The organism is Pseudoalteromonas sp. T1lg65 (genome assembly GCF_051930985.1).
Classification (GTDB): Bacteria; Pseudomonadota; Gammaproteobacteria; order Enterobacterales; family Alteromonadaceae; genus Pseudoalteromonas.
In genome coordinates this window covers 961,473-987,395 of record NZ_CP196837.1, presented here as the reverse complement: position 1 = coordinate 987,395, position 25,923 = coordinate 961,473, and the positions used below count along the sequence as shown (strand labels likewise).

At 42.8% G+C, this 25,923-nt stretch carries 27 protein-coding genes and 1 riboswitch; of the genes, 7 read left to right on the top strand and 20 right to left on the bottom strand.

The annotated features are described in order from the left end of the window. Nucleotides 1-35: 35 nt before the first annotated feature. Nucleotides 36-812 carry a peroxide stress protein YaaA gene (gene yaaA / locus ACSLBF_RS04205; protein ID WP_440055353.1) on the bottom strand — a complete coding sequence of 259 codons (777 nt, stop codon included), beginning with the start codon at nucleotides 810-812 and terminating at the stop codon, nucleotides 36-38. A 293-nt stretch (nucleotides 813-1,105) separates the two neighbouring features. Between yaaA and tal the strand changes: the two genes are divergently transcribed. Together tal and ACSLBF_RS04195 are read left to right on the top strand one after the other, a co-directional pair. Further along, entirely contained in the window at nucleotides 1,106-2,056 is a 951-nt protein-coding gene (gene tal, locus ACSLBF_RS04200; protein ID WP_440055352.1) for a transaldolase, read from the top strand. Between the two features lie 545 nt (nucleotides 2,057-2,601). Then, on the top strand, nucleotides 2,602-2,793 hold the full coding sequence (locus ACSLBF_RS04195; RefSeq protein WP_440055351.1) for a DUF3545 family protein: 192 nt from the start codon (nucleotides 2,602-2,604) through the stop codon (nucleotides 2,791-2,793). 56 nt (nucleotides 2,794-2,849) lie between these two features. Here ACSLBF_RS04195 and ung read toward each other — a convergent pair whose 3' ends face one another. The 17 genes from ung to ACSLBF_RS04110 all read right to left on the bottom strand — a co-directional run bounded on the left by ung (nucleotide 2,850) and on the right by ACSLBF_RS04110 (nucleotide 18,628). Then, on the bottom strand, nucleotides 2,850-3,518 hold the full coding sequence (ung, locus tag ACSLBF_RS04190; protein ID WP_440055350.1) for a uracil-DNA glycosylase: 669 nt from the start codon (nucleotides 3,516-3,518) through the stop codon (nucleotides 2,850-2,852). Then, nucleotides 3,502-4,362 (bottom strand): cobalamin-binding protein, encoded by an 861-nt coding sequence (locus ACSLBF_RS04185; RefSeq protein WP_440055349.1) that lies wholly within the window; start codon nucleotides 4,360-4,362, stop codon nucleotides 3,502-3,504. Before ACSLBF_RS04185 ends, ung begins: the two co-directional genes overlap by 17 nt. A 1-nt stretch (nucleotide 4,363) precedes the next feature. Beyond that, nucleotides 4,364-4,963 (bottom strand): cob(I)yrinic acid a,c-diamide adenosyltransferase, encoded by a 600-nt coding sequence (gene cobO / locus ACSLBF_RS04180; protein ID WP_440055348.1) that lies wholly within the window; start codon nucleotides 4,961-4,963, stop codon nucleotides 4,364-4,366. Beyond that, complete coding sequence (locus ACSLBF_RS04175; protein ID WP_440055347.1) at nucleotides 4,950-6,437, bottom strand: cobyric acid synthase; 1,488 nt, start codon at nucleotides 6,435-6,437, stop codon at nucleotides 4,950-4,952. Before ACSLBF_RS04175 ends, cobO begins: the two co-directional genes overlap by 14 nt. Before the next feature lie 43 nt (nucleotides 6,438-6,480). Further along, on the bottom strand, nucleotides 6,481-7,488 hold the full coding sequence (locus ACSLBF_RS04170; RefSeq protein WP_440055346.1) for a FecCD family ABC transporter permease: 1,008 nt from the start codon (nucleotides 7,486-7,488) through the stop codon (nucleotides 6,481-6,483). Beyond that, complete coding sequence (locus tag ACSLBF_RS04165; protein ID WP_440055345.1) at nucleotides 7,485-8,282, bottom strand: ABC transporter ATP-binding protein; 798 nt, start codon at nucleotides 8,280-8,282, stop codon at nucleotides 7,485-7,487. The genes ACSLBF_RS04170 and ACSLBF_RS04165 overlap by 4 nt, the downstream gene beginning before the upstream one ends. Nucleotides 8,283-8,357: 75 nt before the next feature. Continuing rightward, nucleotides 8,358-8,520: riboswitch (cobalamin riboswitch) on the bottom strand. Nucleotides 8,521-8,713: 193 nt separating this feature from the next. Continuing rightward, a complete protein-coding gene (nqrM, locus tag ACSLBF_RS04160) occupies nucleotides 8,714-8,926 on the bottom strand; it encodes a (Na+)-NQR maturation NqrM (protein ID WP_440055344.1) in 213 nt (70 codons plus the stop codon). A 129-nt stretch (nucleotides 8,927-9,055) separates the two neighbouring features. Then, on the bottom strand, nucleotides 9,056-10,081 hold the full coding sequence (locus ACSLBF_RS04155) for an FAD:protein FMN transferase (RefSeq protein WP_440055343.1): 1,026 nt from the start codon (nucleotides 10,079-10,081) through the stop codon (nucleotides 9,056-9,058). Between the two features lie 92 nt (nucleotides 10,082-10,173). Then, nucleotides 10,174-11,400 (bottom strand): NADH:ubiquinone reductase (Na(+)-transporting) subunit F, encoded by a 1,227-nt coding sequence (gene nqrF / locus ACSLBF_RS04150; protein WP_440055342.1) that lies wholly within the window; start codon nucleotides 11,398-11,400, stop codon nucleotides 10,174-10,176. 17 nt (nucleotides 11,401-11,417) lie between these two features. Next, nucleotides 11,418-12,026, bottom strand: a complete 609-nt coding sequence (gene nqrE, locus ACSLBF_RS04145; RefSeq protein ID WP_440055341.1) for an NADH:ubiquinone reductase (Na(+)-transporting) subunit E — start codon at nucleotides 12,024-12,026, stop codon at nucleotides 11,418-11,420. Nucleotides 12,027-12,036: 10 nt separating this feature from the next. Continuing rightward, on the bottom strand, nucleotides 12,037-12,669 hold the full coding sequence (locus ACSLBF_RS04140) for an NADH:ubiquinone reductase (Na(+)-transporting) subunit D (protein WP_440055340.1): 633 nt from the start codon (nucleotides 12,667-12,669) through the stop codon (nucleotides 12,037-12,039). After that, nucleotides 12,669-13,412 carry a Na(+)-translocating NADH-quinone reductase subunit C gene (locus tag ACSLBF_RS04135; RefSeq protein WP_440055339.1) on the bottom strand — a complete coding sequence of 248 codons (744 nt, stop codon included), beginning with the start codon at nucleotides 13,410-13,412 and terminating at the stop codon, nucleotides 12,669-12,671. The genes ACSLBF_RS04140 and ACSLBF_RS04135 overlap by 1 nt, the downstream gene beginning before the upstream one ends. Continuing rightward, the gene (locus ACSLBF_RS04130; protein ID WP_440055338.1) at nucleotides 13,405-14,604 is read right to left on the bottom strand and encodes an NADH:ubiquinone reductase (Na(+)-transporting) subunit B; all 1,200 of its coding nucleotides are present in this window, start codon (nucleotides 14,602-14,604) and stop codon (nucleotides 13,405-13,407) included. The genes ACSLBF_RS04135 and ACSLBF_RS04130 overlap by 8 nt, the downstream gene beginning before the upstream one ends. A gap of 2 nt (nucleotides 14,605-14,606) precedes the next feature. Beyond that, on the bottom strand, nucleotides 14,607-15,950 hold the full coding sequence (locus tag ACSLBF_RS04125; RefSeq protein WP_440055337.1) for a Na(+)-translocating NADH-quinone reductase subunit A: 1,344 nt from the start codon (nucleotides 15,948-15,950) through the stop codon (nucleotides 14,607-14,609). Nucleotides 15,951-16,356: 406 nt separating this feature from the next. Next, nucleotides 16,357-17,547: an enoyl-ACP reductase FabV gene (gene fabV / locus ACSLBF_RS04120; RefSeq protein WP_440055336.1), complete on the bottom strand. Its 1,191-nt coding sequence runs from the start codon at nucleotides 17,545-17,547 to the stop codon at nucleotides 16,357-16,359. Between the two features lie 130 nt (nucleotides 17,548-17,677). Continuing rightward, on the bottom strand, nucleotides 17,678-17,992 hold the full coding sequence (locus ACSLBF_RS04115; protein ID WP_440055335.1) for a BolA family protein: 315 nt from the start codon (nucleotides 17,990-17,992) through the stop codon (nucleotides 17,678-17,680). A gap of 39 nt (nucleotides 17,993-18,031) precedes the next feature. After that, nucleotides 18,032-18,628, bottom strand: coding sequence for an alpha-ketoglutarate-dependent dioxygenase AlkB family protein (locus ACSLBF_RS04110; protein WP_440055334.1), 597 nt, complete (start codon nucleotides 18,626-18,628; stop codon nucleotides 18,032-18,034). Nucleotides 18,629-18,671: 43 nt separating this feature from the next. Here ACSLBF_RS04110 and ACSLBF_RS04105 point away from each other — a divergent pair, with 43 nt between their 5' ends. Genes ACSLBF_RS04105 through ACSLBF_RS04090 form a run of 4 tightly spaced genes read left to right on the top strand, consistent with a single transcriptional unit; the run spans nucleotide 18,672 to nucleotide 22,377 of the window. Beyond that, complete coding sequence (locus ACSLBF_RS04105; RefSeq protein WP_440055333.1) at nucleotides 18,672-19,805, top strand: methyltransferase; 1,134 nt, start codon at nucleotides 18,672-18,674, stop codon at nucleotides 19,803-19,805. A 2-nt stretch (nucleotides 19,806-19,807) separates the two neighbouring features. Next, nucleotides 19,808-20,365 carry a YajG family lipoprotein gene (locus tag ACSLBF_RS04100; RefSeq protein ID WP_440055332.1) on the top strand — a complete coding sequence of 186 codons (558 nt, stop codon included), beginning with the start codon at nucleotides 19,808-19,810 and terminating at the stop codon, nucleotides 20,363-20,365. Continuing rightward, nucleotides 20,365-20,985, top strand: a complete 621-nt coding sequence (locus tag ACSLBF_RS04095; RefSeq protein WP_440055331.1) for a peptidylprolyl isomerase — start codon at nucleotides 20,365-20,367, stop codon at nucleotides 20,983-20,985. The genes ACSLBF_RS04100 and ACSLBF_RS04095 overlap by 1 nt, the downstream gene beginning before the upstream one ends. Nucleotides 20,986-20,991: 6 nt before the next feature. Continuing rightward, a complete protein-coding gene (locus ACSLBF_RS04090; protein ID WP_440055330.1) occupies nucleotides 20,992-22,377 on the top strand; it encodes an AmpG family muropeptide MFS transporter in 1,386 nt (461 codons plus the stop codon). A gap of 38 nt (nucleotides 22,378-22,415) precedes the next feature. On the opposite strand, the gene ACSLBF_RS04085 is transcribed toward ACSLBF_RS04090, so the two are convergent. Together ACSLBF_RS04085 and erpA are read right to left on the bottom strand one after the other, a co-directional pair. Next, nucleotides 22,416-22,661, bottom strand: coding sequence for a helix-turn-helix domain-containing protein (locus ACSLBF_RS04085; protein WP_440055329.1), 246 nt, complete (start codon nucleotides 22,659-22,661; stop codon nucleotides 22,416-22,418). Nucleotides 22,662-23,623: 962 nt separating this feature from the next. Then, the gene (erpA, locus tag ACSLBF_RS04080) at nucleotides 23,624-23,962 is read right to left on the bottom strand and encodes an iron-sulfur cluster insertion protein ErpA (RefSeq protein ID WP_440055328.1); all 339 of its coding nucleotides are present in this window, start codon (nucleotides 23,960-23,962) and stop codon (nucleotides 23,624-23,626) included. A 247-nt stretch (nucleotides 23,963-24,209) separates the two neighbouring features. Here erpA and ACSLBF_RS04075 point away from each other — a divergent pair, with 247 nt between their 5' ends. Next, nucleotides 24,210-25,892, top strand: a complete 1,683-nt coding sequence (locus ACSLBF_RS04075) for a chloride channel protein (RefSeq protein ID WP_440055327.1) — start codon at nucleotides 24,210-24,212, stop codon at nucleotides 25,890-25,892. Nucleotides 25,893-25,923: the final 31 nt, after the last annotated feature.

Genomic DNA, 25,923 nt, shown 5'->3' with positions numbered 1-25,923 from the left:
TTATAAGTGGGTGTAAGTACTTACACCCACTTTGATTACTGTTCGGCACGCAAAAACACAGGCTCATTTGGTTTTTGCGTGGCTTCCTCGCTAAAGTAGTAACCTGCAACGTTGAACTGTTTTAGGCTTTCCAAATCATTAACTTGGTTTTCAATGAGATACCTTGCCATCATGCCACGTGCTTTTTTCGCATAGAAGCTGATCACTTTAAACTGGCCATTTTTACAATCTTTAAATACCGGCGAAATAATTTGTGCTTTCAATGCTTTTGTATCAACAGCTTTAAAATACTCGTTCGAGGCTAGGTTAACTAAAGTATCTGTATTTGCTTGTTGTAACGCGTGGTTTAACTTTTCAGCAATGATACTCCCCCAAAATTCATAAAGGTTTTTACCTCGAGGGTTATCTAGCTTAGTGCCCATTTCTAGGCGATACGCTTGCATTAAATCTAGCGGCTTTAAAATCCCATATAGCCCCGATAAAATCCTCAGATGTGACTGTGCATAGTCAAGTTGAGCGTCGGTTAAAGAGCTCGCGTCTAAGCCTGCATAGACATCACCATTAAATGCCAACACAGCTTGTTTAGCATTATCGGTATTAAACGGCTGGCTCCAGTCAGCAAACCTAGCCGCATTAAGACCTGCCAGCTTGTCGCTAATTTTCATCAAACTGCCTATTTGCTGCGGAGATAGTGCTCTACAAACGGTAATTAACTCGGCACTATGGTCGAGTAACTCCGGCTCTGAAAATTTATCTGTTGATGCTGGAGTGTCGTAGTCTAGATTCTTTGCTGGTGAGATTACGGTGATCATACCTTGCCTATTGACTTAGCTAGTGTTTGATGTCAATTTCATCATTATACCCAAGCAACTTCAAGTGTTTATCTTGGGAGTATGCCGACCATGGCTCTGTAAGAGCTCTGCGCAATACACAGGTACCTTTCAACATCAGCTGTAATAGGCCGCGCATGTTCTAGAAACGGACATTTGACCTATTCACTCCGTTAATGGTGTTGCAACATAAGGTATCTAGACTCTTTATCGTGGTGAACGCACCATTAAAAGACACCATAATCGCTGTTATCAAACATTGGAATGAGGAAAACATGACTTCAGCATTAGATAGGCTAAAACAACATTCATCGATTGTCGCTGACACCGGTGACATAGAGGCCATCCGTAAACTACAACCGGAAGATGCCACCACAAACCCATCATTGTTATTAAAGGCAGCTGATATGCCTGCTTATCAGCCTTATCTATCGGAAGCTTGGGGTTATGCCAAAGCCAATGAAAGTGACTCTGAGAAGCAATTAGAGCTCGCTTGTGACTATTTTGCAGTGCTCATTGGTAAAGAGATCGCAAACTCAGTTCCGGGCTATATCTCTACTGAGGTAGATGCCAGGTTATCGTTTGATACCGTAGCGACGATTGCCAAAGCAAAATCGCTGTTAGCTTTGTACGATGCTCAAGGTGTAAGCAAAGACAAAATTTTAATCAAGATCGCATCAACTTGGGAAGGCATCAAGGCTGCTGAGCAATTAGAAAAAGAAGGCATCAAATGTAATTTGACTCTGCTGTTTAGCCAAGCACAAGCGCGTGCCTGTGCCGATGCCAATGTTTTCCTAATCTCTCCTTTTGTTGGACGTATTTTAGATTGGCACGTTGCCAATGGTCTGGAAAAACCTACCGAACCATTACAAGATCCGGGCGTACAGTCGGTACGCAGTATCTTTGAATTTTACAAGCAACACGGATACAACACAGTCGTGATGGGTGCAAGTTTCAGAAATACAGGTGAAATTATAGCGCTAACGGGTTGTGACAAACTCACTATCAGCCCTGCTCTACTTGAAGAACTTGCGACAATGCCAGCCGATGATCGCTATTTACTTGAAGCTGATTTTGCACCACAAACTAAACCGGCACCACTGACAGAAAGTGAGTTCCGTTGGTTACATAACCAAGATGCCATGGCAACTGAAAAGCTTGCTGAAGGTATTCGCTCATTTGCTGATGCGCAAGAAGACCTCGTTGCTCGCTTTAAAGCTTTATAGTTAGCAACAGATTTAATCGAACCAGCGCCGTATCCACACGGCGCTTTTTATTGTAGACCCTGTAAAATTTACTCTGATACCAATCCCCTTAATGAAATGGTCTATTTTGAGGCAAGGCGAAAATTTTGCTATTTAGTTGTTCTAAATAAGAAATTTTAATCCCGCTAACGTCGGGTTTAGCTACTCAAAATGATTAGTTATTAATGAGGATTGGTAAGAAGACCATTTCCACACAAAAGCCATATCAATTCCACACTACTTGTATAATAAATCCGCTACTTTTGACTTTCATCAAACTGTCACTTGGTTTTAACTTAACAGACACATTTGTGTTTTATTTTTATCCCGTCTGTGGTATATCAATATCACTCAAGGTGAAATTTGATACCACTTTATCTCAATCGAGTCTTTCGTCGGCTTGATTGAATTGCTTTGAACACCGGAAATTGCTCAACTTTCAAGCTAACAGACGGTGTCAAAGGGTATAAGTGACAGTAGACGTATCGACGTTTTCTTGAGCTAGTTATATCAATAGGAGATTTTCAATGGATACCCTAGACGAGCTATTACAAGTATTAGAAGGTCCTGAATCAAAAAAAAGAACCTCATCTAAGGGCAAAAAAAGAAAATGGCGTGAAATTGAAGCGCTTAAAGATAAACAACGCTTGCGTAAGGAATTACAGGAACTCGATATTTTCGCAGACAGTATTGATTTAGACGAACTAGATTTAATCTAAAAAAGAGCGCCCATTGTGGCGCTCTTTTTCGTTCTGCTTACAGAAAGTAACGACTATCACAAATTGGGTAATGTCCAATCTATTGGCTGCTTGCCCATTTGTGACAGTAGCGTATTCGCTTTTGAAAAGTGACCACTGCCAAAAAAGCCCCGATGCGCTGAAAGTGGTGAAGGGTGTGGTGCATGTAAAACATGATGACGGTTTTTATCTATCGTCTTGCCTTTCTTTTGCGCATGAGAACCCCATAACAAGAACACAATACCTTCGGCATGTTCGTTTAGTTGATTAACCACCACATCAGTAAAGCGCTCCCAACCCAAGTGTTTGTGTGAATGAGCCTGACCTTGTTCGACCGTAAGCACAGTATTGAGCAACAGTACTCCTTGCTCAGCCCACTTCAACAAATAACCATGATTTGGAATGGTGAATCCTGAGATGTCTTGTGCCAGCTCTTTGTACATATTATTTAATGACGGTGGAGGTTTGATCCCTGGTAACACCGAAAAACACAGGCCATGTGCCTGATTCGGCCCGTGGTATGGGTCTTGCCCTAGGATCACCACTTTAACCTGTTCAAATGGCGTTACTTTAAACGCTTCAAAAACTTGCTCTTGAGGAGGAAAAACATTGATTCCTTCAGCCCTTCTTGCCGCCACATAATCTACGGTTTCTTGAAAATAAGCCTGTTGTTTTTCTTGTCCTAATACATCACTCCACGTTGTCATGTTCACCCTTGTAGTAAGCTCGAGAGTTGGCTAGTTTAGCACACAAGTCAGATGTGCCTTCAAGCATACGATAGCTAAAACGATGCAGTAAATCAGCATCAACAGAAATAAATTGCTGATGCTTTACCGCGGGGATCTCTGGCCAGTTTTGCCAATCGATATTTGCTATTTCTTGATCTGTCTTCTCTTGCGGCAAAATCATCACTTGGGGTTTTTTACTGAGCACATTTTCGATACTTAATTGCGGATAATCGGTGGTTGAGTCAGCGAATACATTGTTCACACTACAAACTTCTAAAACCTGCTGGAGCCAACTGTTTCCGCCAACAGACATTAATGGTGAAGGCCATAATTGATAGAAAACCGTGATTTTTTTTGCCCCTTGGTAGTGCGTTCGTAATTTTTCTAACTTACTGGTAAATTCAACCGCTAATTGTTCAGCTTCAGCCACTTTCCCCGTCAGCTGTCCAAACTGTCTTAATTCGTCAGCAATCTTATCTATCCGTTTGGCGTCACTGTAAATCACCTTAATCCCTAGTTGCTGAAGTTTTTCTATGTCTTCTTTTTTACTGCCCGACGCCCATGCAATAACCAGATCGGGTTGCAAAGCCAAAACTTGCTCCAACTGGATACCATGATGGCCACCTATTCGTTGGATAGTCTTCGCAGCTTCAGGATAATCGGCATAAGCAACCGTACCAACAATTTGCTCTCCAGCACCTATCGCAAAAAGGTTTTCCACAATGTGCGGCGCCAACGCGATGATCCGCTTTGCTGGATTTTCAGTGCTAAAGGTGGGCGCTGAAACATTCAATAACAACAATAAAAATAATGTTCTAAGCATACTAGTAATCGAATCCTGCTCTGGCTTTGATACCCGCTTCAAAGGCATGTTTAACGTTACGCACCTCACTTACCGTATCAGCAAGTTCAGTTAACCGCCGGTGTGCACCGCGCCCAGTAATAATCACCGACTGCATTTTAGGGCGGTTTTGTAGTGCCAAAATCACTTCATCCAAATCTATGTAGTCGTAACTCACCATATACGTCAACTCATCCAGCAAGACCAAGTCGATGCTATCGTCTTGTAACCATTGCTTGGCTTGCTGCCATGTCTTTTGCGCCGCTCGTGTGTCGGTTTCACGGTTTTGGGTTTCCCAAGTAAATCCTGTCTGCATAACTGCAAATGGCACACCTGCTTTCTCAAGTAAGTTACGTTCGCCGCACTCCCACATACCTTTGATAAACTGCGCAACCACGGCATTCATACCATGCCCAACACACCGAGCTACCGTACCAAACCCAGAAGTCGATTTACCTTTGCCATTACCAGTGATCACCTGCAAGATACCTTGTTCTTTTTGCGCTGCGGCGATTTTTGCGTCGACTTGCTCTTTTACTTTTTGTTGGCGTTGTTGATGTTTTTGCGCATTACGTTCTGTCATTAAAATTCTCAATTATCTGTTCTATACGTGTCATATCTAAATGGGCTTCGCAGCAATCTGCCAAGCGCTCAAGTTGTTGTTCTCGATGCGTTGCTAAATCAATTGCGGCAACGGACTGTTGCTCAGGTTGCGCCCAACTCAAGATAACTTCAGTAGCTTCTGGGCTATCGAATAAGCCATGTAAGTATGTTGCGGCAACCTGATTGTCCGCTGAAATCAAACCATCGGTTTTAACACCATTGGGATGGGTATCAAAACGAATAAACGGAGAGTCTAACGCCTCACCAGATGAGATACCTGCATGGATCTCATAGCCAACGATGGCGCATTCAGCATTATTTAGCATGCAATGCCCTTGTGCTTGAGTCAGGGTTTTGTGAGGTGTGATCTGAGTTTCAAGTTCTACTAGCCCTAAACCTTGCACTTGGCCCAGCGTAGATTCAACGGCTTCTGGATCGCTAATAGTCTTTCCAAGCATTTGCAGTCCGCCACAAATTCCAAGGAGCTTGCCGCCATAACGCAGATGTCGTTGAATTTGGTCATTCCAGCCTTGTTGCTGTAAAAACCTTAAATCGGCTAACACATTTTTGCTGCCAGGAATAATCACCAAGTCACAGCTCGGGATTGCCTGCTGATACTTGACGTAGATCAGTTCAACATTGGGATTGAGTCTAAGCGCGTCAAAGTCGGTGTGATTGCTAATATGTGGTAGCAATAACACACAGATTTTAACCTGTGCCTGTTCACATACACTTGCTTGTAAAACTGCATCTTCAGCGTCGAGTGCCAAACCATGCAAGTAAGGTAAAACCCCTAATACTGGCTTGTTGGTATATTCCTCTAACCAATCAAGCCCCGATTTCAGCAAACTAAAATCACCGCGAAAACGATTGATTACAAAACCTTTCACCAAACTTTGCTCATGCTCTGACAGGAGCGCCAAGGTGCCAACCAAATGCGCGAAAACACCGCCTTTATCGATATCAGCAATTATGATAACTGGGCAATCAATTTGGCAAGCAAAGCCCATATTAGCAATGTCATTTTCCCGCAAGTTGATCTCGGCAGGACTTCCCGCCCCTTCAACTAGGCATAATTCAAATTGTTCAGCTAAGCGAATATGTGATGCCATCACCGCATCCATCGCTACCTTTTTATAATCTTGGTAAGCGTTGGCTTCCATATTGCTGATAGCCCGACCATGAATAATTACCTGTGCTCCGGTGTCAGAGTTTGGTTTCAGTAAAATGGGATTGAAATCTACCGATAAAGGAACCTTTGCAGCCATCGCCTGCAACGCTTGTGCTCTACCAATTTCTCCACCACAAGGGGTAACGGCACTATTCAGCGCCATATTTTGTGGCTTAAACGGCGCAACTTTCCAGCCTTTACGAGCAAGCACACGACAAAGACCTGCTACTAAAGTGCTTTTTCCTGCATCTGAGGTGGTTCCCTGAACCATTAGTGTTTTCATTGCGTTCGTTCCGATGATTTACATACTTGAAGATTGAAATGATTCATAACGAAGTACGGCGCTTTTTTAGTATTAACAGTGATAAAAAGAACACACTGCCAATCGCGGCTGTAATAACGCCAATTGGTAACTCTTGATTTTCGATAAGTATTCGGGATAACACATCAACCCACAGCATCAATAATGCACCGAGTAAGGCAACCGACAATACTCCGGCTAGCTTAGCTTGGGAGACAAAAAAACGTACAATATGTGGCACCATCAATCCGACAAAACCAATACCGCCACAAGCAGCAACCAATACGGCGGTTAACAGAGAGCTTAAAAGCAACATGCTGATACGTAATCGGTTAACGTTAATACCCAGTGCGGTAGCGCTCTCGTCACCCATCAATAATGCAGTTAAAGGCCTTCGCATAATCAGTAATACCATTACTGCAGCTAACACTGCGCCAATAGGTAACCCTAGCCACTGCCAATCAGCCCGAGAAAAACTTCCTAAACTCCAAAATATAATAGCGCTAATGGCTTGTGGGTCATTCCAATACAGTAACAAGCTGGTGAACGCACTAAATAAAAATGACAACGCAACGCCAGTAAGCAGCATGCTTTCAACTTGTCGAAGTGCACTTGTATGGGCAACCGCGAGCAGCAACACTATGGCTAATAAACTCCCGATAAAGGCGCCGCCCGACATGATTAAACTTGATTGCGCACCAAATAAAGTAATCAATAACACGACACCAAAAGATGCGCCCGAAGAGATACCAAATAAATACGGATCGGCCAACGGGTTGCGTGTTACCGTTTGCAGGATAAGTCCAGCAACGGCTAATCCAGCTCCTGCACTCATGGCTAACAACGCCCTAGGCAAGCGCAGCTCCACAATCACCTTATGCGCTAAATCTTGCGTTTGATAATCCCATAAGCTCCCAAACACTGCTTGCCACTCTATGGTGATAGCGCCTAACTTTAACGCTAATAAAAAGCTGATTACACAAGCAAGCAACATTGAAAGTAGCTGAATATGTACTGATTTAATTGCGCTCATACATGATACCCATAATGGTATTGAATATGCGGTATCAAGTTGCCGGTTTCATGGCCGGATACTTGAGAAACCGCTGCACACACACCAAACACGTCGCTTAACATAGATTCGGTAATAACCTCCTTCGGCGTGCCTTGAGCAACCAAATGCCCGTTTTGCAATACCAACAGTTTGTCGCATACCGCACTAGCTAGATTCAGATCATGAAATGAAGCAATAACGGTAACACCTAAGTGCTTTACCAATTCCATAATTTGGATTTGATATCTAATATCTAAATGACTCGTTGGTTCGTCCATGATCAGCACTTCAGGCTTTAGTACCATTGCTTTTGCTATCATAGCGCGCTGCTTTTCCCCTCCAGATAGCTCGCTAAAGAACTGCTGTGCTTTATGTGTTAGGCCAACTTGTTCGATTGCATTTTCGATAGCTTGCTTTTCTTGACTTGAGAGTGTGGCAAATAAAGACTGTCTGGGGGTCAACCCCAAAGCAACGACATCCCATAATGGCAAACCAAACTCACTGGGAATATCCTGCAATACCACCGACACTTTTTGTGCATAAACTTTCCGAGGATAGTCAGATAAGACTTTGTGATTGAAAAAAATATTACCGCAAGTTGGCAAAACAAACTGATATAGCGTGCGAAGTAAAGTGGACTTTCCAGCACCATTTGGACCAAGCAAACCGACGAACTCACCGCGGGCCACAGAAAATGAGATGTCACTTAGAATGGAATTATCAGATAAAACAACGCCTAAACGTTGTACTTCAAACTGCTTATTGATTGCCATACTGCCTTCTTTGGAGCGCGGCAAAACCGGCAAATGATATATCTATTCACTGCCTGCTTTGACTTAAGTACGCCCGCTTAAGTGAAACAATAGGTCTTGGTATCTGACTTAAGTGACTAAACTTTATAGCCTTCCCTATAAAGCATTTCACTATCACAGTTGCGGGGACAGTTGAGGAATAAAACCATGATGAGTTTTCACCTCATTCCCAATATCTACCTATTGAAAAAAGTTTGTTTAAGAACCAACAATTATGAAGTCTAGACGTCCAAAATACAACTTCTATCATTTAGCAGCACTGTGAAAGCTATTCACTGGAGAGGATATTTTGGTAGGTTATAGACCCTGACAGGAGGTTAAGGCAGTACACGCTAACGACGCTTACTATCAAAAAACGCAAGCTAAGCTTGCGTTTTTACTGGGGTGTCTCGCTAAAGGATCTGGTTTTCTTTCCAGATTTCTTCTTTCGCCATACGCTTTTTGCGTTTGTCGCACGGATCGTCGCAATCGCATGCTTTGTCTATCCCCACAGAGCCTAATCCGCCACAGCTACTTGCCATCGATTTCTTTTGTACAATAACGCCAACCGCCATAGCGACAGCTATCAACATTAATAAACCAAACGTAAGTAAGAATAAAGACATTGAAAAGCCCCTTGCTACCAAGTTAAAAAGTGACGAATGCCCGCAAATTATACTCGCAGTGGGCATTCGCCTCAATCAATTAATTACTTAGCTTAAAGTCTGATCCTAATAAACCCCGATGACGGATAATTAATTTGTCATTAGGTAAGGTTTAAATGCGTCACTTGCATAGCTATCAATACCATTCTCTGTCTTAAACATTAAATAAACTGGCAAGTTGTGCTGTTGCGCGTAGGCTTTTGCTCGTTTAGTACCCATAACGGTTAATGCTGTTGCTAATCCATCGGCAGTCATTGCTGAAGGGTGCAAAACGGTCACAGACACTAATTCATGCTTTACCGGTCGACCTGTGGCAGGATCAATAAGGTGAGTAAAAGTCTCGCCATCCATTTCATAGAAAATTCGGTAATCTCCAGATGTCGCAATCCCGTTGGTGCCCGGTTTAATTGGTCTATGTATTTGTCTTTCACCGACTGGTGCATCCGGCTTTTCGATGGCGATAACCCACGGTCCACTTGGCTTTTCACCCGCAACTCTCAATTCTCCACCGATTTCAATCATGTAATTGGTAATTGCATAGTGCTCCATGACTTCCGCTACTTTGTCGATTCCATAACCTTTGGCGGTTGCCGAAAAAGATAGCTCTAAGCTATCAATCGATTTGGCAAGTCCAGCATCAGTCAAAATAAGCTTGTCTACGCCAATCCGTGAACGCATTTCATTCAAGGCCGATTGCTCTGGACGCTTAGTAGGTCGTTTATCTGGACCAAAGCCCCATAAATCAATTAAAGGCCCCATTGTTACATCAAGCGTTCCGGTTGATTCACCAAGTCGAATCGACTCTGCTACCACTTTGCGGAAATCTTCACTAATAGGCATAACAGTACCAGAAGGCAATTGGTTGAAGCGATTAATCTCAGAATCTGGAATGTAGGTCGACATCGACTGATTCACCGCTTTAAGTGCTTTTTCCACGTCTTGGTGAAGCTGTTCTTCACTCAGCTTATTCGAACTGGGGTAAGCTTTAATATTGTAGGTCGTGCCCATGGTTTTCCCATGTAACACAATTGGTTTTGCGTCTTGGCAAGCACTTAGAAATAGAAAAGTTAAAACAAGAAAAAAAATACGAGTCATCGTGTTGATGGTTATCTGCATTGTGGGTTCCCGGTCATCCAATAAAAAAGCCCCCAAGCCTGTCGGCTTGGGGGCTATATTCTAACCTAACTTATTGTTAGACCGAACCCTTATTAACCACCGAAGTCGTCAAGTAAGATATTTTCGTCTTCAACACCTAGGTCTTTAAGCATGTTGATAACTGCCGCGTTCATCATCGGCGGTCCACACATGTAGAACTCACAGTCTTCTGGTGCTTCATGATCTTTCAAGTAATTTTCATAAAGTACGTTATGGATGAAGCCTGTGTAACCTTCCCAGTTATCCTCTGGTTGAGGATCTGAAAGAGCAACATGCCAAACAAAGTTATCGTTTTCAGCAGCTAGACCGTCAAAGTCTTCAACGTAGAACATTTCACGCTTAGAGCGCGCACCGTACCAGAAAGACATCTTACGCTTAGAGTTAAGACGCTTAAGTTGGTCAAAAATGTGCGAACGCATTGGTGCCATACCAGCACCACCACCAACGAAGACCATTTCTGCATCAGTGTCTTTCGCAAAGAACTCACCGAACGGACCAGAGATAGTTACTTTGTCGCCTTCTTTCAGTGACCAGATGTACGAAGACATCTTACCACAAGGTAGGCTTAAGTTATTTGGCGGCGGAGTCGCAATACGTACGTTAAGCATGATAATGCCGAACTCTTCAGGATAGTTAGCCATTGAGTACGCACGAATTGTTTCGTCGTCAACTTTAGACTCAAGATTGAAAAAGCCAAAGCGCTCCCAATCTGCACGATACTCTTCTGGAATATCGTAGTCTGCATATTTAACATGGTGTGCTGGTGCTTCAATCTGAATATAACCACCGGCACGGAATGGTACAACTTCACCTTCAGGGATAGCTAGTTTTAGCTCCTTGATAAAAGTTGCTTTGTTATCGTTAGAGATAACAGTACATTCCCATTTTTTTACACCGAAGATTGAGTCTTCAACTTCGATTTCCATATCGTTTTTAACATTAACCTGACACGCAAGACGACAGCCTTCACGTGCTTCACCTTTAGTGATGTGGTCAAGTTCAGTTGGCAGAATATCACCACCACCTGATTTTATATGTACGCGACACTGACCACATGAGCCACCGCCACCACATGCTGATGATACGAAGATACCAGCATTTGCAAGCGCACCAAGTAGCTTACTACCTGCCGGTGTCTTGATCGCCTTCTCCGGATCACCATTGATACCAATTGTGATGTCACCGCTTGCTACAAGCTTTGATTTCGCTGCAATGATGATAAGCACTAACATCACAACGATAGCAATGAACATCCCTACGCCTAGATATACCTCAAGCATGATTTTTCCTCGCTACCTTACAGTGAAATACCAGAGAATGACATAAAGCCAAGACCCATCAGACCTACAGTGATAAAGGTAATACCTAAACCACGAAGACCGTCTGGTACATCAGCATACTTCATCTTCTCACGAATACCCGCTAACAATACGATAGCCAGCGCCCAACCCACACCTGAGCCAAGACCATAAACTACAGATTCACCGAAGTTCAAGTTACGCTCAACCATGAATGATACCGCACCAAAAATCGCACAGTTAACTGTAATTAGCGGTAGGAAGATACCTAGCGCGTTATAAAGTGCAGGGAAGAACTTGTCCAAAGTCATTTCTAGAATCTGTACAAGCGCTGCGATTACACCGATGAACGTCAAAAAGCGCAAGAAGCTAAGATCCACTTCAGGAAAGCCTAACCACTCAAGTGCACCTGGCGCCAACACAGCGTGATATACCAAGTTGTTCACAGGTACTGAAATGCCAAGTACCACGATTACCGCAATACCAAGACCTAGTGATGTTGTTACCTTCTTAGATACCGCCAAGAAAGTACACATACCTAGGAAGAAAGATAAAGCTAAGTTTTCAATGAAAACCGCTTTTACAAATAAATTGATATACTGTTCCATCTCTCTCCCCTTATGCCTTCGCTTCTACTTGCTCTCTCTTCCAAGTACGAAGTACCCAGATGAAGAAGCCGATAATGAAGAATGAGCTAGGAGGCAGAATTAGTAGACCCATTGGCTGATACCAACCACCTTCTGAAACAAGCGGCATGATTTCTACGCCAAACAATGAACCTTTACCACCCAATTCACGGATAAAGCCTACAGTAAGCAGTACTACTGAGTAGCCTAAGCCGTTACCGATACCGTCAAGGAATGACATTAGTGGCGGCGACTTCATCGCGTAAGCTTCTGCACGACCCATTACGATACAGTTGGTGATAATCAAACCAACGAAAACCGATAACTCTTTTGCTGTTGAGTAAACGAACGCTTGCAGAGCTTGGTCTACCACGATTACCAACGAAGCGATGATGGTCATCTGTACGATGATACGAACGCTTGATGGAATGTGACTACGGATCATAGAGATAAATAAGCTTGAAAACGCGGTTACCAATGTCAAAGCAATTGACATGATAAGGGCATTTTTAAGACTTGATGTAACCGCTAGCGCAGAACAAATACCTAGTACCTGAAGGGCAATCGGGTTGTTTGCGAAGACTGGTCCAAACAAGACTTCTTTCATTTCTTTTGCATTTGCCATTAGTTCAATGCTCCTTTACGTACTTTCGCAAGGAAAGGACCAAACGCTTTATCGCTTGTCCAGAAGTCAACCGTGTTATCTACACCGTTAGAAGTTAGTGTCGCGCCTGATAAGCCGTCTACTTTATGCTCACCGTTTGCACCACCTTTAACTACGTCGATTGGTAGAGATTTACCATTCCAAAGCGCATTCCATCTTGGGTTTTGAATCTCACCACCCAAACCTGGAGTTTCGTTGTGCTTATAGAAATTGATTGACTTAATTGTCTCACCGTCTGCTTCTAGAGCGAGGAAACCATACATGATACCCCAAAGGCCATAACCTTGGATTGGTAAGATGATAGTTTCAAGCTGACCTTGTGCATCTCGAGTGAAGTACACTGGAGAGTTATTGGTCATACGCTGAACGCCTGCTTTGTCTTCCGCTTTTGCAAGCTTCACACTGCGCTTTTGGTCAAACTTTGTTTTTTCAAAGTCAAATGAGTTTGCGTCGATATCAACGAACTCACCCGTTTCAAGATTGATAACTTTTGATTCAACATTAGCTTCAAACGTAGCAAAAACATCTTTCACGTCTTTAAAGCCTGCAACGGTTAAAATGTTGCTTTGAATGTCTTTCGCTTTACTAGCTTGTTGCATTGGACGTAACTGAACCGATGCAATCGAAACCACGATAGCACACACCAAACACAGACCAACAACAACGCCTAGCGTTTTGCCGATAGATTCATTGTTACTAGACACGTGCCAATCTCCTCTTCACATTTGACTGCACTACGAAGTGGTCGAATAGTGGTGCAAACAAGTTAGCGAATAGAATTGCTAACATCATGCCTTCCGGATATGCAGGGTTAACTACACGGATCAACACAACCATTACCCCAATAAGCGCACCATAAGCCCACTTACCTTTGTCAGTGAATGAAGCTGATACCGGGTCAGTTGCCATAAAGAACATACCGAATGCAAAGCCACCAAGTACTAAATGCCAATGCCAAGGCATTGCAAACGCAGGGTTAGTGTCTGAACCAATCGCATTTAGTACGAAAGACATCACCACCATACCAACGAAAGTACCTAACACGATACGCCATGACGCGATGCGGACATACATCAAGAACAGACCACCAATTAGCAGTGCTAGCGTTGATGTTTCACCAACAGAACCTTGGATAAAGCCGTAGAACGCATTCCACCACAACTCCATGTTGCTGTAATCTAGTGAACCAATCGCAGCTTGACCTAGGTAAGTTGCACCAGAGAATGAATCTACTGCTGTCCACACTGTGTCACCAGAGATATCCGCTGGATATGCGAAGAATAGGAAAGCACGGCCAGCCAGAGCTGGGTTTAAGAAGTTACGGCCTGTACCACCGAAAATTTCTTTCGCCACAACAACACCAAAGGTAATACCTAGTGCTACTTGCCAAAGCGGAATTGTCGCAGGCAAGATAAGTGCGAAGAGTACAGACGTTACGAAGAAACCTTCGTTAACTTCGTGCTTGCGAATTGATGCAAATAGTACTTCCCAAAAACCACCTACCGCAAAAACAGTAGCGTAAATTGGTAGGAAGAAACACGCACCGTAGAACATTTTCGCGCCCCAGCCTGCATCAGCGGTTAGTTCACCGCCCAGCGCTTGGAAAATAGCGACTTGCCATGTGTTTGCTAGTTCAAAACCATTACCCAGCGCAATTGCAGCTTGGTGACCGATGTTGAACATACCAAAGAACATTGCAGGGAACGTTGCCATCCACACTAAAATCATAATACGTTTTAGGTCGATATTATCACGAACGTGCGTTGCACCTTTATTTACATAACCTGGGGTATAAAAGATAGTAGCTACCGCTTCGTAAAGCGCATACCACTTCTCGTGTTTACCACCTGGTTCAAAGTGAGGTTCAATGTCTTCTAAAAATTTCTTTAAGGCCATTTTTAACCTTCCTTCTCGATAGTAGTCAGGCAATCACGCAGGATTGAACCGTACTCATATTTGCCCGGACACACAAAAGTACATAGTGCTAAATCTTCTTCATCTAGCTCTAGTGCACCTAGCGAAATCGCGCTATCTAAGTCACGTGAAATAAGGTCACGTAGAAGCAAAGTAGGCAAAATATCGAGTGGCATAACACGCTCATAGTTACCAATTGGTACCATTGCACGCTTTGAACCACCTGTAGAGGTTGTCATTTTGAATAAACGACTTGGCACAAGGTGTGAAATAAATGTACGTGTTACTGAGAACTTGTCGCTACCCGGTGCGATCCAGCCAAACAGCTCTTTTTCACGACCTTCAAGTAATACAGAAACTTGATTGTGATAACGACCTAGGTAAGCATGAGGACCGGTTGCTGTTTTACCAGCTAACACAGAGCCAGAAATGACTCGGTTATCGCCGTCTTCAAGCTCGCCTGCAACTAAATCAGTTAGCGACGCGCCTACTTGAGTCTTAACTAGACGTGGGTTCTTAACACGAGGACCTGCTAAAGAAACAACACGCTCAGAATAGATCTCACCAGTTAGGAACAATTTGCCGAAAGCAATAACATCTTGGTAGCCAAGGTGCCATACTTGCTTGTTTGCGCCTACTGGGTCTAGGAAGTGAATGTGAGTACCAACGTTGCCCGCTGGGTGCACACCTGCAAACTCATGTACTTCTACTTGTGAGATTGAAGAGCTAGGTACAGTAGCACCGGCTTTCTTACACACAAATACTTTGCCGTCTGTTAAACGAGACACAACCGCAAGACCGGCTTCAAACGCTTCCACGTTTTCAGCAATCACCACAGCAGGATCTGCTGCTAGCGGGTTAGTATCTGTCGCAGTGACAAAAATTGAGCTTGGAGAGGCACTTGGAACAGCAACACGACTGAAAGGACGTGCACGAAGCGCAGGCCATTGACCTGACTCGATTAGCACTTCCTTCACTTTTTCAGAGTCTAAGTTGCTTAATTCAGCAGCAGAGAACTTTTCAAAAGTGATTTGCTCGTCGCCTTGTACTTCAATCACTACGGATTGCAGCACACGCTTAGCACCACGGTTAATTTCTTTAACTACACCAGAAGCTGGCGCAGTAAACTTGACGCCTGGGTTCTTTTTATCCTCAAAAAGAACTTGGCCTTTTTTGACTTGGTCATCCACGCGAACATGCATGGTTGGACGCATACCAATATACTCTTCACCTAGCACAGCTACTCGTTTGACGGCAGAACCATCATGAATAACTTGCTGAGGTGCGCCCTCTATCGGTAAATCCAGACCTTTTTTTATGTTGATCATACGCACTTGCATTACATTAACGGAAAGAAACTGAAAATATTTTTAGTCACCACGGCGCCACCCCATTGTTGAGTAAAACTTGGTTTGGAAAGAGCATCTGACATGAGTCCCATTGGGGTCCCCAAAGCCAGTCCCTCCAAAAAACGATCCACGCGAACAAAAAGTAAGCGACGTGACAATAGTCGTTACAAATTTCACTGATTTTAACATTAATCCTACCCATGATGCGAGTGGAATTATGAAATTAATACGACTTTAAATAGGTTTTAGATTAGCTTAAAAATCCATCGCTTGAGGCAGTATAGACCAAAGTAGAATTGATAAAATTTATATTGAAGAAATTTGAATAAAAAAACTGGCGGAAGGTTTATTAGTCATTCCACCAGTTTATAAAACAGAAAACCTGTTAAAGTAGGTTATTAATCGCGACAACTGAATCCACGTCAGCTTCATAGTCCACGCTATCAATTCCAAAACCGAATAGTTTTAGAAATTCATTATGATAACCCACATAATCCGTTAGCTCGTCAATAGTGTCTGTATCCACGGTATCCCAAATTGTTTGCACACGAGATTGAACCCCGTCTTCTAACTCTTTGTAGTTTTGGAACAAATGACCTCCATCATCAAAGCGAGGTGTAGTGCCGTATAAGTTTTCAGTGAACAGACCATGGATTTGTTCAATGGTCCCTTCATACGTGCCATCTGCTTTCATAACTTTGAATAACGCAGAAATGTATAAAGGCATAATTGGAATTGCAGAACTGGCTTGAGTTACTACTGCATTTAGTGAAGAAACATAAGCTTCACCTTTTATGTCAGCTGTAGTTTCGCGAATTGCTAACGTTGCACGGTCTAAGTCTTCTTTGGCTTTACCGATAGTTGCGTGACCATAGATAGGCCAAGTCAACTCTTTACCAATATAGGTATAAGCCGTTGTCTTGAAACCTTCTGCTAATACATCGGCCTGTTTAAGAGCATCAATCCACAATTCCCAATCTTCACCGCCCATAACCTTGACCGTATTAGCAATTTCTTCTTCGTTTGCAGCTTCTACGGTGACCTCGTCAATCACGCGCTTAGACGTATTTAGGTTTTTGGTGGTAACATCAGAACCAATTGGCTTTAACGTTGATGAGTAGCTCTCGCCGGTTTTCGGGTCAGTGCGGCGAGGTGAAGCCAAGCTGTAGATCACCAAGTCAATCTTGCCAAGCTCTGCTTTTATGGTTTCGATGGTCTGCTGTTTAATCTCATCAGAAAATGCATCACCATTTATGTTTTTTGACCATAAGCCCGCTTGCTCTGCAGCTTGTTGAAACGCTGCAGTGTTGTACCAACCTGCTGAGGCTGGCTTTTTCTCAGTACCTTCTTTTTCAAAGAAAATACCTAAGGTATTTGCGCCCGCGCCAAATGCTGCGGTTATACGTGACGCCAAACCGTAACCCGTTGATGCACCGATCACTAAAACATTTTTAGGGCCGTTTTCAATTTTGCCTTGTTGCTTAACGTATTCAATTTGCTCTTCTACGTGTGCTGCGCAGCCAACTGGATGTGCATTTGTACAAATAAATCCGCGAATTTTCGGCTTAATGACCATAAGAGATCCTATCCATTGATTTGATATAATCGAGAAAACCAACGAGTAATTACGGCGGTTTTCTGTGAACAATAACTGGCTATTTTACTGGCTGAAAAGAAAAATACAGATCTGATCAGCTAGCGCCGGCTTATTTATCTAATTTTGAACCACCCAAACACTTCGGTGACTCCGGAGCTTGCCCTTCTATTTCCATAAATTCATCTGGTGTATAAGCATGGATAGCTAAGGCATGAATATGATTTTGTAATTCGTCTTGCAGTATTTCGTTTATTTTTCGGTGTCTTTGTAACAACCGCTGACCTTCAAATTGTTCGCTAACCACGACCACTTTAAAGTGTGAGTCTGTTCCTCGGCTGTGCATATGACTTTCATTGATAACATTGAGATGTTTACATTGAATAGCGTTAGCCACCTTATCATAAATCTGTGATTGCATTGACATTATACTCTTCCCAAGGAAATACATGGCGCTACTATACGCCTAACGCAACGGTTTTCCAACACTGCGAAAAGTTATGTTGATACGGCCCTGATGCACCTTTTTTTGTCGTGGAACAGAATGCTGATAAAGCTGCTGACTTTGTCCTGACATTACCAACATACTGCCAGTAGTCAGATCTAAATCGGTAACCTGCTTGGTGAGTTTATGGCGAATTTTAAAGCGTCGCGTCGCGCCGAGTGATAGAGAAACAATCAATGGCGCTGGGCCTAGCTCCGGTTCATCATCACTGTGCCAGCCCATGCAATCTTCACCATTGCGGTAATAGTTAATTAGCGCAGCATTGAAGTGACACCCATAACGCTCTGAGATACGAGCTCTAATTCCCATCAAGGCCGCAGGCCATGGTCTTGGAACCAAGGCTTTACCCGAATAGCTATAAGCAACATTTTGGTCAGCCGTAAAATATTCCAACCTAGGTATGACATGGGTCTTGCCAAACACGGTAATAGTATTAGATTGCCAGCCTAGCTCAGTTTTAAGATGCTCATATAAAGCAATACTCTTGTCATAACTGATGGCATCGGCCTGAAAAGAAAAACCGACGGGTAAGTTCCGTGCGTTGCCTTGTGCTCTCATGTTAAACTACGACCAGCTTGAAATACTTTTTAGAATCACATCAATGACCACTGAAGCTTTACTTGCCGGAAAGCCTTTTATGCTAGAGCGCTTTCCTCTTGATCAAAAAAACCGCAGCTTGCAAGCGTGGGATTCTGCAGATGAATACTTGCTTGATTATGTCAATGAACATCACCAAGATGCAAATCGTATCTTGATATTGAATGATAGCTTTGGTGCGCTGTGCTGCGCACTTAGCACACAGGCGTTTGTCACGGTGGCAACAGATTCATTTGTCAGCCAACTCGCCTATCAGCACAATTTAGCAGCGAATCATTTGCCTGTGGACCAAGTGCGTATTATTGATAGCTTGACCGATTTTCCTGAAGACATTGATCTCGTGTTAATCAAAGTGCCTAAAAATGCGGGCTTTCTTCAACAACAGCTAGCAAAGCTCAGCATGCTTGACGCCGATATTCCTGTGATTGCAGCTGGTAAAGTAAAGGAAATCCACACTTCCACTTTAAAAAGCTTCGCACATTTTTTAACTGAACCAACGACTAGTCTCGCCGTCAAAAAGTCTCGCCTCATTTTTAGTAAAACTTCAGCTAAAAAGCAGTTAAGTAAATTTCCAACTTCCTGGGCGTTGGAAAAAACCGACTTCACCTTAACAAACAAAGCAAATGTTTTTTCTAGGGACTCACTTGATATTGGCGCCCGGTTTTTCATTAACTATCTCCCGATGGGTAAAAAGCCACTTAATATTATTGACCTTGGCTGTGGGAATGGCGTAATTGGCTTAATGACACTGAGTAAAATGCCCAACGCCAACGTGACATTTGTCGATGAGTCTGCCATGGCCGTTGCCAGTGCTAAACAGAACGTCGCGAACAATTTGCCGGAGCGTCTGGTAGACTGCAAGTTTATACAAAATGATTGCTTGTCTGGTTTTGAGTCTGCACAGACAGACTTAGTACTTTGTAACCCGCCGTTTCATCAAGCAAATGCCATTACTGATCACATCGCTTGGCAAATGTTTTTAGAAGCTAAGCACGTTTTAAAAAAAGGTGGAGAGTTACGGATTATCGGTAATCGTCATTTAGATTATCAGGACAAGTTGAATCGCCTATTCGGTAATTGTAAGGTGATAGGAAATAATAAAAAGTTTACTGTTTTAAGTACTATAAAAAGGAGCTAGCTTTGAAACACACCTTTATTACTTTGATTGTATTATTACTAATCTCAGCATGTGCGACGCCTCCGAAACAGGTCATCTTCAGCCCAAACTACGAACAAAGTAGTAATGCACTTAGCTCAGTCATTTTGTTTGTTGAAGTACAGGACCGACGTAAGTCAAAGTTTACCATCAAGGTCAAAGACCAAGAGCCAGCGCTTTATTTACCTGACGCGCATTTGCCAGTAAAGATGCAAAACCTGGTAGAAACTGCAATTCAAGCGAATAGCGGAAACATTTCAAATAGCGCAATAAGCAAGTTAACATTGCAAATTCAACAATTTAGAAGTGAAGTCTCCGAGTCATTTACAAAACATGAAAGTCAGGCAGTCGCGCATTTTAATGTTAACGTGCAACAACCAAGTCGTACCTTTGAAAAGTCGTACTCGGCCACAGCATCGCTCACAGGACCTTTAAAGCACGAACAAGCCAAAGTCGAAGCCCAGTTGAATGAGCTCGCAACCAAGCTAGTAAATAGAATAATCCAAGATCCTGAACTAATTGAGTTTGTGAGAGGAAGTTAATGAAAAAACTTATCGCATTTTTAGCATTATTTATTTTCAGTCAGCCTACCTTTGCTGAAATGAATGGTAAATTCATACAGAAGAATAATTTATTCCCACGTGTGCAAATACACACAACTAAAGGCGCAATTGTCGTAGAATTAGACCGTTCCAGAGCACCACTAACAGTTAACAACTTCCTTACCTATGTAATCAACAAGGACTATAACGGTTCAGTATTTCACCGCGTCGAACGTGATGAGGTAAATGAAAAAGATTTCGTTATTCAAGGAGGTGGCTATGACAAAGAGTACGACGGTATGTTTGAACGCGCTCCTATTTTCAATGAAAGCGGTAACGGTTTAAAAAATGACATGTACACTATTGCCATGGCCTATCAGGACAGCAAGCCGCATTCTGGAACACGTCAATTCTTCTTTAATATGGACAATAACGATCACCTAAACCCAGGTAGTGACTGGGGTTTTGCTGTATTTGGCAGTGTTGTTGAGGGTTATGAAACACTAGACGCCATTATGAAAGTAGAAACCGATTACAACGAAAAATTGGGTTATACCTTTATTCCAAAAGAACCTGTTGTGATTTTAAAAATGGAAGTGCTCAAAGAGCCGGAGCTATAAAATAACATGCTGATATCTACAAGTTTGTCGCAGTACCTCAGCTACTACAAAGACAAGCGCCTACTCACTGTTTTTGCATTTGGTATTAGTAGTGGATTCCCATGGGTACTTGTTGGCTCTGTGATGTCAGCATGGCTCAAAGACGAAGGGTTAAGCCGCAGTCTGATCGGTCTATTTGGACTTGTTTATGGTGCATACACGATTAACTTTCTATGGTCACCACTGATCGACAGAATAAAACTCCCCGTCCTTAACGCGCTTTTAGGACAGCGACGCAGCTGGATAGCGCTATGCCAAACTTGTATTGTCGCTGCTACCTTTGCACTGTCTCTAATTGACCTCAAAAATGGACTCGCCATCGCAGCTTCTCTATGCCTATTAATTGCAATTTTTTCAGCAACCAAAGACATTGCAATAGACGCTTATCGTATTGATATTCTTCCAGAAGAAGAAAGTGATAAAGCCACGGCCGCTGCTGCAATGGCTACCAGTGGTTGGTGGAGCGGCTACGCGCTGCTTGGTGCCATTCCTTTTTTCATCGCCGATATCCCCGGATTTAGTTGGCCTTTAATCTATCAATTATTAAGTATCATGATGGCAGGTTTGCTGGTTATTACCTTGCTTGCCAAAGAGCCCACATCTCATCGAGAACAAATTCAGGCGCAATTACAGGCAAGCTATGAGGCAAAACTAGCCAGCAGTAGTGCGACCACAGTGAAAAAAATTATCGCTTGGTTTGCAGTGACTCTGGTTGAGCCATTCAAGAGCTTTTTCGAAAAAAATGGGGTAAAAACCGCGTTGGCTCTACTGGCCTTTATATTTCTATTTAAAATCGGTGAGGCGTTCCTAGCGAGAATGTCGATCGTTTTCTACAAAGAAATCGGCTTCAGTAATGCTCAGATTGGTCAGTACTCTAAGCTAGGTACAGGGATCATTACCATTATTTTCGCGTTTTTAGGCAGCATTTTTAATCATAAATACGGTATCGTTAAAGGCCTATTTATCAGTGGTGTTGCTATGGCGGCCTCCAACCTGATGTTTTCATGGATAGCCGTAGCCGGGCCTATTGAACAGCTTTATGCATTGGCTATTGTGGTTGATGGATTTACGCAGGCATGGTCACTGGTAGCAATGGTGGCTTTTATTTCAATGCTATGCGATAGAGCTTTCAGCGCGACGCATTACGCATTACTGGCGTCATTGGGGAATCTTGGCAAAACGATGCTCGCGGGATACAGCGGCTTTGTCGTTGACGACTTGCTAAAAGGTGATTGGGCCGTATTCTTCGTTTTAACCGCGCTAATGGTTGTACCGTCTTTGGTATTTTTGTACTTAATAAGAGGGAAACTATACGCTATTGAAGCGTCATATCATGGCAGAGATAAGGGATAGAGGTGCAGCTCCTTGCACCCTAAACCATACTGAAGCGATTATTGCTCTTCAGTATTGATAAGTTGTAAGCCCTCGTAAGGGTCAACTTCAAGCGCTTCACAGTAGCGTAAGAATTCAATCACATCCAAACGACGCTCTTGATTCTCAATTTTACCGATGAATGAGTGTGGCGTACCTAGAACTTGAGCAAGGCTGCGCATTGTATGGCCTTTCTCATGGCGTTTTGATTTCAACCACTTTGTCAATTTACCGTTTTCTTCTGAAGAAACCGTTTTACCCATCATAATTAAACATCTCCTACTAGATGAAACAATTTAGAAAGCAAAGCAAAATTTGCCCGTCTTACTTCACTTTCCGTGCCTGATATTACCGTGATGTGTCACAAACTCAATTATTTTGCGACCAGTTATGTACCCAATTAGGTATAGCGCAAAACGACGCCAACCTCCAATTAATTTTTTACATTTTGTTAATTTATAGGGCCAGCAATATCTTGTAACACTTTAACAAATTTTTTAAAAGATGTACCAGTATTTGAAATAAAATATTTTCCTTTCAAAAATATATAGTTAGCGGTAATCTTAGAAAAATGATTAAAAATGGGAGAGGTAACATGGTTCGATTGCTATTTTTACTGCCTATTTTACTCTGCATAATTTGGTACTTTTTTCTTAAATTAAATGGCGTACCGATAAAACAGGGTAAGAAAGGTTTCATCTACATACTGACGCTTTCGACTATCGTGTTAGGATTTTTCATTTTGATAATGTTCTTGACCAGCTATCATTAGGTTTATTCATTATCAAAAAAGCCGTTGCTTGTCATATTGTGCTAATTCGATAGCAACCGCCGCTCTTCAGATTTAACCTTACAAATTGAACTTGTATCAATGTGAAGCAATGTAAATCCTTATCCCTAATTTAGGCTCAAAAAAAACGGCTGCACCAAAAATGCAGCCGTTTTCAATATTATACCAATCCGCTTAACTAAGTGGTCTATTTTGAAGCTAGAAAACCTTGTCGATAGTTCCGCTCTCGCGTCCTGCTACCGCTAAGGTACCTACATCCATGTAGGCAAGGCAAAAATTTCGTTATTGAGTTGTTCTAAATGAGAAATTTTTAACGCAGCTATCGTCAGGTTTAATCTTTCAAAATGATTAAGTGTTATTGTGGATTGGTATAATAGGTTTCTTCCTGAATAAACGCGCGATTTTCAGTAAGAAGTAAAACCTAAAAAAGTCGAATATTTATACGCTGAAGCTTGCGCCACAACCACAAGTTGTCGTTGCATTTGGGTTGTCGACGAAAAACCTCGCTCCTTCCAGCCCTTCAGTGTAATCAACGACACCATCAACTAGATACTGAATACTCATCGGGTCTACCACCATAGACACGCCATTTTTTTCTATCTCTAAATCTCCTGGGTTTACTTTATCGTCAAATGTAAAACCATACTGAAACCCAGAGCAACCACCACCGGTTACATAAACACGAAGCTTGAGGTTGGTATTTTCCTCTTCTTCAATCAACTCTTTTACTCGATTTGCTGCAGCGTCAGAAAATTGGATTGGTAACTGTTCAGACATAGATCTCGACCCCTAGTACTCTAATCGGTAAATTATCCAATACCTGAGTGTTTTAATCAAGTATTGCTACAGTGGTTTCAGCAAACCTTTTAAGATATAAATACCCCCTTAATCGTAACCATGGTTAATGAGCTAAAGAAAATTCATACCCAGCAATAAAAAATTAAATGCTCTACTTTTATAACAACGACTTAGCATTAGAAACCTGTTATTCTATTGAAGCTACACAGTTCGGAATAAAAATCACATGTCTCTAAATAAATTAAGAAGACGCTTAGCAAAACCTAAAACTTCAATTCAACTGTGCCTGTTAGGTGTGCTCGCGGGCTTGATAGCGTCAATCTTGATCATCGCCTTTCGTCTTACCATAGAGATTGTGCAAGGGTTCTTCCTTTCTCAACCCGATACCTTTTCTGAGCTTCCTGAACTCTATCGGCTATTTATCCCTGTTTTCGCAGCGCTACTAATCGCTACTTTTGCTGCACTTACTGGGTTCAAACACTATCGATTAGGTATTCCGTATGTAATAAACCGCATCAAACATCATTACGGAAAGATGCCAATTTGGAACTCGGCTAACCAGTTTTTTGGTGGTGCTGTCGCGCTAATTGCTGGTTTTTCGGTAGGCCGCGAGGGCCCATCTGTCCACATGGGCGCAACTGGAGCAAGTATACTCGCTGAACGACTTCACCTACCTCTTAACGCGGCAAGAACCTTGTCTGGCTGTGGCATTGCCGCAGGGATCGCAGCTTCTTTTAATACCCCACTGGCAGCGGTGATCTTTGTGATGGAGGTGGTGTTAAGAGAATACAAGGTGCACATCTTTGTTCCAATCATGCTCGCAGCAGTCATCGGTGCGATCAGCACCCAATACATGTTCGGCTCTGGATCTGAGCTTTCACTTATCAATATTACACCGTTGAGCTTTTGGCATTATCCCTACCTCATTGTTTGTGGTGCTGCCTTAGGAGCCATTGCCTATGCCTTTAACCAAAACCTGATGCTGATAATCAAAACCTCAAAGCCACTAAGCATGTTCCCTCGTCTACTCTTAGCAGGGTTAATTGCAGGCCTTATTGGATACGCCGTCCCCGAAGCAATGGGTTCAGGAATGAGCGCTATCACGCAAGCGTTAGAATCTCCCAATAACATGCAACTTCTCACAACAATTTTGATTGCAAAACTGTTAGCGACTTTATTTGCTATTGGGCTCGGTATTCCCGGTGGTTTAATTGGTCCGGTAATAGGACTTGGCGTTGTAATGGGCACACTGATGTCGTTCTTTGCACAATACATTACTCCCGAGGCGGAAATTGTGGGCACTTATGGCGTACTTGGCATGGCTGGTTTGTTAGCTGCCACATTACACGCGCCTTTAGCAGCGCTTACCGCGGTAATGGAACTGACCTCTAACCCACAAATCATTGTGCCAGCAATGCTGGTTATCTCCACGGCCTACATCACTGCACTGCAAGTGTTTGGAAATCGATCTATCTTCCTACAGCAGCTTGACTTTCAAGGACTCCCCTATCATGTCTCCCCCGCTAAAGAGGCACTGCAAAAAGTGGGGATTATGGAAGAAATGGATGAACAGTTTAAACTGCTTTATTCCGACGACAAAGAGCAAATAAAAGAAAGCTTAGCCGCTGTCGACAGTCAAACCCCTTTGATAGTCTACGACGATGAAAATGGTTACCGACTTGCGGAATATGATTTGAACTTAGTCTCTGAGGGAAGCGTATCGGTGTCATATATTCCACTTCAAGGGCTCAGTACTCAAGCAACTCTCGCGGATGCCTTTGACATACTCAAAGACAAACGTTCAGGTGCCGTGTATATTTACAACCAAAAAGATGAAAAACAAATACTTGGCTTACTGCGCTGGGATCAAATCCGTCACATATTAACCATGCGTAATAGCCTGCTTTAGTACCAAAAAAATATTAAATTTGAGGAACCAG

Coding starts and splice junctions, on each gene's coding strand:
- yaaA (WP_440055353.1), bottom strand. CDS start 812: ATGATCACCGTAATCTCACCAGCAAAGAATCTAGACTACGACACTCCA.
- tal (WP_440055352.1), top strand. CDS start 1,106: ATGACTTCAGCATTAGATAGGCTAAAACAACATTCATCGATTGTCGCT.
- ACSLBF_RS04195 (WP_440055351.1), top strand. CDS start 2,602: ATGGATACCCTAGACGAGCTATTACAAGTATTAGAAGGTCCTGAATCA.
- ung (WP_440055350.1), bottom strand. CDS start 3,518: ATGACAACGTGGAGTGATGTATTAGGACAAGAAAAACAACAGGCTTAT.
- ACSLBF_RS04185 (WP_440055349.1), bottom strand. CDS start 4,362: ATGCTTAGAACATTATTTTTATTGTTGTTATTGAATGTTTCAGCGCCC.
- cobO (WP_440055348.1), bottom strand. CDS start 4,963: ATGACAGAACGTAATGCGCAAAAACATCAACAACGCCAACAAAAAGTA.
- ACSLBF_RS04175 (WP_440055347.1), bottom strand. CDS start 6,437: ATGAAAACACTAATGGTTCAGGGAACCACCTCAGATGCAGGAAAAAGC.
- ACSLBF_RS04170 (WP_440055346.1), bottom strand. CDS start 7,488: ATGAGCGCAATTAAATCAGTACATATTCAGCTACTTTCAATGTTGCTT.
- ACSLBF_RS04165 (WP_440055345.1), bottom strand. CDS start 8,282: ATGGCAATCAATAAGCAGTTTGAAGTACAACGTTTAGGCGTTGTTTTA.
- nqrM (WP_440055344.1), bottom strand. CDS start 8,926: ATGTCTTTATTCTTACTTACGTTTGGTTTATTAATGTTGATAGCTGTC.
- ACSLBF_RS04155 (WP_440055343.1), bottom strand. CDS start 10,081: ATGCAGATAACCATCAACACGATGACTCGTATTTTTTTTCTTGTTTTA.
- nqrF (WP_440055342.1), bottom strand. CDS start 11,400: ATGCTTGAGGTATATCTAGGCGTAGGGATGTTCATTGCTATCGTTGTG.
- nqrE (WP_440055341.1), bottom strand. CDS start 12,026: ATGGAACAGTATATCAATTTATTTGTAAAAGCGGTTTTCATTGAAAAC.
- ACSLBF_RS04140 (WP_440055340.1), bottom strand. CDS start 12,669: ATGGCAAATGCAAAAGAAATGAAAGAAGTCTTGTTTGGACCAGTCTTC.
- ACSLBF_RS04130 (WP_440055338.1), bottom strand. CDS start 14,604: ATGGCCTTAAAGAAATTTTTAGAAGACATTGAACCTCACTTTGAACCA.
- ACSLBF_RS04125 (WP_440055337.1), bottom strand. CDS start 15,950: ATGATCAACATAAAAAAAGGTCTGGATTTACCGATAGAGGGCGCACCT.
- fabV (WP_440055336.1), bottom strand. CDS start 17,547: ATGGTCATTAAGCCGAAAATTCGCGGATTTATTTGTACAAATGCACAT.
- ACSLBF_RS04115 (WP_440055335.1), bottom strand. CDS start 17,992: ATGTCAATGCAATCACAGATTTATGATAAGGTGGCTAACGCTATTCAA.
- ACSLBF_RS04110 (WP_440055334.1), bottom strand. CDS start 18,628: ATGAGAGCACAAGGCAACGCACGGAACTTACCCGTCGGTTTTTCTTTT.
- ACSLBF_RS04105 (WP_440055333.1), top strand. CDS start 18,672: ATGACCACTGAAGCTTTACTTGCCGGAAAGCCTTTTATGCTAGAGCGC.
- ACSLBF_RS04095 (WP_440055331.1), top strand. CDS start 20,365: ATGAAAAAACTTATCGCATTTTTAGCATTATTTATTTTCAGTCAGCCT.
- ACSLBF_RS04090 (WP_440055330.1), top strand. CDS start 20,992: ATGCTGATATCTACAAGTTTGTCGCAGTACCTCAGCTACTACAAAGAC.
- ACSLBF_RS04085 (WP_440055329.1), bottom strand. CDS start 22,661: ATGATGGGTAAAACGGTTTCTTCAGAAGAAAACGGTAAATTGACAAAG.
- erpA (WP_440055328.1), bottom strand. CDS start 23,962: ATGTCTGAACAGTTACCAATCCAATTTTCTGACGCTGCAGCAAATCGA.
- ACSLBF_RS04075 (WP_440055327.1), top strand. CDS start 24,210: ATGTCTCTAAATAAATTAAGAAGACGCTTAGCAAAACCTAAAACTTCA.